This window comes from Flavobacterium sp. MK4S-17 (genome assembly GCF_009848495.1).
Taxonomy (GTDB): Bacteria; Bacteroidota; Bacteroidia; order Flavobacteriales; family Flavobacteriaceae; genus Flavobacterium.
The window spans coordinates 113,356-119,355 of sequence record NZ_WWEP01000003.1 but is presented as its reverse complement, the minus strand read 5'-3'; the positions used below and the strand labels follow the sequence as shown (position 1 = coordinate 119,355).

At 39.8% G+C, this 6,000-nt stretch carries 5 protein-coding genes; 3 read left to right on the top strand and 2 right to left on the bottom strand.

Annotation, left to right across the window (positions count from 1 at the left end):
- The first annotated feature begins 181 nt into the window (after positions 1-181).
- The 3 genes from lepA to thiL all read left to right on the top strand — a co-directional run bounded on the left by lepA (position 182) and on the right by thiL (position 4,648).
- The gene (gene lepA, locus GSF09_RS02255) at positions 182-1,978 is read left to right on the top strand and encodes a translation elongation factor 4 (RefSeq protein ID WP_159799307.1); all 1,797 of its coding nucleotides are present in this window, start codon (positions 182-184) and stop codon (positions 1,976-1,978) included.
- Positions 1,979-2,096: 118 nt separating this feature from the next.
- The gene (locus GSF09_RS02250) at positions 2,097-3,518 is read left to right on the top strand and encodes a hypothetical protein (protein ID WP_159799306.1); all 1,422 of its coding nucleotides are present in this window, start codon (positions 2,097-2,099) and stop codon (positions 3,516-3,518) included.
- 80 nt (positions 3,519-3,598) lie between these two features.
- Positions 3,599-4,648, top strand: a complete 1,050-nt coding sequence (gene thiL / locus GSF09_RS02245) for a thiamine-phosphate kinase (RefSeq protein WP_159799305.1) — start codon at positions 3,599-3,601, stop codon at positions 4,646-4,648.
- A 3-nt stretch (positions 4,649-4,651) separates the two neighbouring features.
- On the opposite strand, the gene GSF09_RS02240 is transcribed toward thiL, so the two are convergent.
- The gene (locus tag GSF09_RS02240) at positions 4,652-5,431 is read right to left on the bottom strand and encodes an alpha/beta fold hydrolase (protein ID WP_159799304.1); all 780 of its coding nucleotides are present in this window, start codon (positions 5,429-5,431) and stop codon (positions 4,652-4,654) included.
- 71 nt (positions 5,432-5,502) lie between these two features.
- A complete protein-coding gene (locus tag GSF09_RS02235) occupies positions 5,503-5,955 on the bottom strand; it encodes a DUF305 domain-containing protein (RefSeq protein ID WP_159799303.1) in 453 nt (150 codons plus the stop codon).
- Between the last annotated feature and the right edge of the window lie 45 nt (positions 5,956-6,000).

The window sequence follows — 6,000 nt, the reverse complement described above, 5'->3', positions numbered from 1 at the left end:
AAAAATACCTCTAAAAAATTACTACTCAAAAGCGCAGGCAGCCCCCAGCCCGCGCTTTTTTATTGTGTATCATTATTATAGCAGCCGCCGCTTTGTAACTTGCTAACTTTAACTATATTTGCCGATTAAATTAATACCTTTACTGTTATAGCATTAGGTAAGCCACACACAAGTACGGAAGATGAAGAACATTAGGAATTTTTGCATAATTGCGCATATAGACCACGGCAAGAGCACACTGGCCGACAGGCTTCTTGACGCTACACAAACTGTAACTGCCCGCGAACAACAGGCGCAGTTGCTTGACAATATGGATTTGGAGCGCGAAAGGGGCATCACTATAAAAAGCCACGCCATACAAATGGAGTATAATTATAATGGGGAAAAATACATCCTAAACCTTATAGATACCCCGGGGCACGTGGACTTTTCATATGAGGTTTCCCGCTCTATTGCCGCGTGCGAAGGCGCGCTGCTCATTGTAGATGCCGCGCAGAGCATACAGGCACAAACCATCAGCAACCTGTACCTTGCGCTGGAAAACGATTTGGAAATTATACCTGTCCTGAATAAAATAGATTTACCAAGTGCCAACCCGGAGGAGGTAAGCGATGATATAGTGGAACTATTGGGCTGCAAGCTGGAAGATATAATTCCGGCAAGCGGTAAAACAGGGATTGGCGTAGATAAAATACTGGAAGCTATTGTAGAGCGCATCCCTGCGCCGAAAGGAAATCCTGATGAACCACTACAGGCTTTAATATTTGATTCAGTATATAACCCGTTTCGTGGTATAGAAGTTATTTTCAGGGTAATGAATGGCTCTATAACCAAAAACCAGAAGATTAAGTTTATGGCTACCGGCAAGGAATATTTTGCCGATGAAATTGGTACGCTAAAGCTAAACCAGGTGCCGAAGCAGGAAGTTAAAACCGGCGATGTAGGCTACCTGATAAGCGGTATTAAGGAAGCCCGCGAGGTAAAAGTGGGTGACACCATTACCGATGCAAAAACGCCAACCCAAAACATGATTTCGGGGTTTGAGAACGTGAAACCTATGGTATTTGCAGGTATTTACCCTGTGGATACCGAAGATTATGAGGAGCTTCGTGCCAGTATGGAAAAACTGCAATTAAACGATGCCTCACTTGTGTTTACCGCTGAAAGCTCCGCAGCACTGGGCTTTGGTTTCCGATGCGGGTTTTTGGGAATGCTGCACATGGAAATTGTACAGGAGCGCCTGGAGCGCGAGTTTAACATGACGGTTATTACCACAGTACCCAACGTGTCGTACTTTGCCTATACCAAAAAAGATCCTGAAAACGCTTTTATAGTAAACAACCCGAGCGACCTGCCCGAGCCAAGCAAGCTTGACCGTGTAGAGGAGCCGTATATTAAGGCAACAATAATTACCAAAAGCGACTTTGTGGGCCAGGTAATGAGCCTGTGTATTGACAAGCGCGGGCAGATAACAAACCAAACCTACTTAACACCGGAGCGTGTGGAGCTTACCTTTGATATGCCTCTTGCCGAAATTGTATTCGATTTTTATGACAGGCTTAAAACCGTATCAAAAGGGTATGCTTCTTTTGACTACCACCCTATTGGCATGCGCACCAGTAAGCTGGTAAGGCTGGATGTACTTCTTAATGCACAGAATGTAGATGCGCTTAGCGCACTGATACATGAGGACAATGCCTACACCATAGGTAAAAAAATGTGCGAAAAGCTAAAAGAGCTTATACCACGCCAACAGTTTGACATCCCGATACAGGCAGCCATTGGCGCAAAAATTATTGCCCGCGAAACCATTAAGGCACTGCGTAAAGACGTAACCGCCAAGTGTTACGGTGGTGATATTTCGCGTAAGCGTAAACTATTGGAAAAACAAAAAGCCGGTAAAAAACGTATGCGCCAGGTAGGTAATGTGGAAATACCGCAGCAGGCATTTATGGCGGTGTTGAAGCTGAATGATTAAGCCAGCCCCCTAACCCCCAAAGGGGGAATTAGAAAAAAGATAATAGATTTTAGATAATAGAACCCGGTGCAGATGTGCCGGGTTTTTTGTTATATTTATACAAATAAATTACTAAACAATGGATGATGGTTTAAAAACTCGAATATCCAACGGAGAATATAAATTTATAAATGAAACTATAAAATCGAGCCTTTTTGATTTGTTTTCTGAAAACGATTTAAGGAATATTGGCAAAATTTTACTCTTTCAAAATTGTACTTTTGAAGGCTATTTAGAGTTTGAAGATATTAAACGAGAAGATTTAAACTTTAAATTTATAGAATGTACATTTAAGTCAGAAATTGCAATTAAAACATGTCATTTTGAAACTTTAGGTTTTATTGACACAAAATCTATAACAACAGTCACTATTTGTTCATGTACGTTAGACAATTTGTATTTTAGAAATAATGATAAAACACCTATTAGGGGAAATGTAGATATAACTAATAATATTGTTTTTGAGAATCTAAAGCTTGATAATTTAAATCATAGTGATGATGAGTTTAGCTTTTCTTTATCACTTAAAAATGAACATTCAAATATTGAACATCAAAATCTTAAATCTACTTTTAAAAATTCTACTTTTAAAAACTTGGAATTATCCAGTGGGTTTTATGGGGCTGAAACTAGTTTTAAAAAATTAGAAATTGAAAATGAATTAAGAATCACTGATTGTAAGTTTAAAAAAGCTTTTTTTCATGAGATTGTTAATCTTGGAAAGAATTGTATATTTCACGACTGTAAATTTTATTCATACTTTGGATTTGAAGACAATAGAAACTGTGAGAATACAAATCTAACCTTTAAGAGTTGCCTCTTCACAAGTTTTCCTCACTTTAATAGGAGTCACTTTAATCACTTAGAAATAGAACATTGTACTTTCGATAGAAAAACCTCTTTCGACGAATTAGAAGTAAAGAGCATAAAGCTTTATCAAGCCACTTTTATACAAGGGGCTTTTTTTGATGATATCAAAATCCGTAATCTTGAAGACAAAAACTATTTTAAAAATTTATCCATACCCGAAGCTAAAGAACTCCGACGCACTTTACGAACAATAAAACATGAATTATATAAAACTGAAAATAGAATAGATTACAATAGATTTAGAGGTTATGAGCTACAAGCATACTATAAAGAAATAAATTGGAAAGATAACTTCAAAGACAAATTTATCTTAATTACTGCTTGGTTTTCAACAGGCTTTGACCATAGTTGGCTAAGGGCAATGGCTTTTACCTTATTGTCTGCCTTAATGTTTTATTGCTCATTCTTAATTTCTGAAGACTATTTAAATTCTTTTCAGGTTTACAAAGGGAACGAATTTTTCTCCGGTTATTTTAGATTTTTATTAGTTACAGATTTTTACAATCCTCTAATAAAACAAAGGGTATTTTTAACAGAGCCTTTGAGTTGGCTTATCTTCATCTTAGGTAAAATATTCATTGCCTTTGGTATCTATGAAATGATACAGGCTTTCCGTAAATTCAAATCATAAACTTTCCGACTTTCAACTTTACGGCTTTCTAACTAAGTTGTACCTTTACGACTTTACAAACTTTACGACTTTCCACTACTATGTTAGAAGATAAAAACCAGCAGCGCACCAGCCTTTCCAACTTAGGCGAATTCAAACTAATAGAGCACCTTACCCGAAATATAGAAATAAAACAGCCTTCAACCCTAAAAGGCATAGGCGACGATGCTGCCGTACTGGACTTTAAGGATAAAAAAACAGTAGTTTCTACCGATATGCTGGTGGAGGGTGTGCATTTCGACCTTGCCTATATGCCTTTAAAACATTTGGGCTATAAGGCTGTGGTGGTAAACATAAGCGACATTTGCGCCATGAATGCCAAGCCTACCCATATAACAGTATCGGTTGCTGTTTCAAACCGTTTTCCGCTGGAGGCACTGGAGGAATTATACGAGGGCATCCGCACGGCTGCCAAAATATATGATGTGGATATTGTGGGCGGTGATACTACCTCATCGCAAAAAGGAATGATTTTAAGCATTACCGCGCTGGGCGAAGCACAGGAAAATGAAATTGTGTACCGTAACGGCGCAGGCACTACCGACCTTTTGGTGGTTACCGGCGATGTAGGTGCAGCCTACATGGGGCTACAGGTATTGGAGCGTGAAAAGGAAGTATTTAAGGTAAATCCGCAGAACCAGCCCGACCTTGACAATTACACCTACCTGATAGAACGCCAGCTTAAACCCGAAGCACGCAAAGATGTAAGGGAAATGCTTGCATCGCTGGAGGTAAAGCCAACCTCGATGATTGATATTTCAGATGGGCTATCTTCTGAAATAATACATATCTGCAAACAGAGCAATGTGGGCTGTAACCTGTATGAAGACAAAATTCCGGTTGACCCGCAGCTTATGAGTACCTGTGAAGAATTTGATATTGATATAACCACAGTTGCTATAAACGGGGGCGAAGATTATGAACTGCTTTTCACAGTAAAAATGGAGGACTTTGATAAAATTAAGGGCAATCCTAATTTTACCATAATAGGCCACATGGTTCAGGAAAGCGAAGGCATCCATTTAATAACCCGTGCCAATACCAAAATACCGCTAAAAGCACGTGGTTGGAACGCCCTGAACGAAGACTAAAAACTAACATTTTTTAAAAAACTCCCGAAGCTCTTGTATAAGAGCTTCTTTATTTTCTATATGGCTCATGTGCCCGTCAGGATACGTTACCAGTTTTACCTGTGTACCTTCCGCCTGGTCGGCCTGGTCTTCATAAATAAGGCTTTGGTCTTTTTCGCCCAGTACAAACAGTATAGGGTAAGGCGCAAAATGCAGTATAACCTCCCTGTCCTTGCGTATTTTCATGCCCTCCAGTGCAGCAATTATACCCTGCACCGGGGTTTTTAATGCTTCGGAGCGCAGGTTTTCAATCTCTTGCTTAAATTTTTCCCTGTTTTCCTCACTAAAAAGGTTGGCTATGGAAAGGCGAACAAAACCCGTATAGTCGTTCTTTACGGCTTTAATGGCGCGGTCGCGGTTGGTTTTCTTTTCCTCACTATCTGGCCTTGAAGTAGAGTTTTGCAATACGAGCCCTTTTACCATATCAGGGTAAAGCTCTGCAAAAGCCAGCGAAACATACCCGCCCATGGAGTGCCCTACTAAAACAACCTTTCGGATATGCAGTTCCTGCAATACCGCATGCACGGCATCGGCCATGTCTTCCATACTATGCACATAGCCCAGGCAGCCTGTTTGTCCATGTCCCAGCAGGTCGATAGTAACTATCCTGTATTTTTTTTCGAATTCGGGAGTTATGTTTTGCCACATACCCTGGTTTTCTAAAAAACCATGCAGGAACACTATGGCAGTGCCTTTGCCTTTATCTGTATAACTTATCTGTATGTTTTTATAATTTACCTGCAAGCCTCAAAGTATAATTGTGTTTCACAAAATTAAGCCATATCTGCAAGAGCCGCAATACAGATAAACATGATTTATTTCTCATCCTCCATCCGTTTCAGCATCGCTTCCATTTCCGCTATTTCTTCCATCTGCGACTGAATAATCTGGTCGGCAAGGCGGCGCGCCTCAGGGTCGCTTATATTAGCACGCGAACTTGTGAGCACTGCCGAGGAATGGTGCGGTATCATGGCTTTCATCCATTGTTCGTCTTCAATAGGCACCTGCTGGCGCAAACCAATAAGGCAAAGGATGAACAATCCTGCCATTGTACCCATTATACCAAGATTGAGTTTTTTATTAGGATACATTTTCCACATAAACAGCATCATGCTTATTGCCATAGGGCACACCATTAAAAAGGTCATATAGGTGCGGGTGGTGCTAAGGTAAATATGCTCACTTTTAAAAACGTTGAGATACATAACGGCATACATCAATACAAATGAAACTGCCATCATGAGGAAAAATTTTAGGTAAGCTTTCATAACAATTAAGTTTAGAGTTTACTTATAAAGTTATCACGACAACAA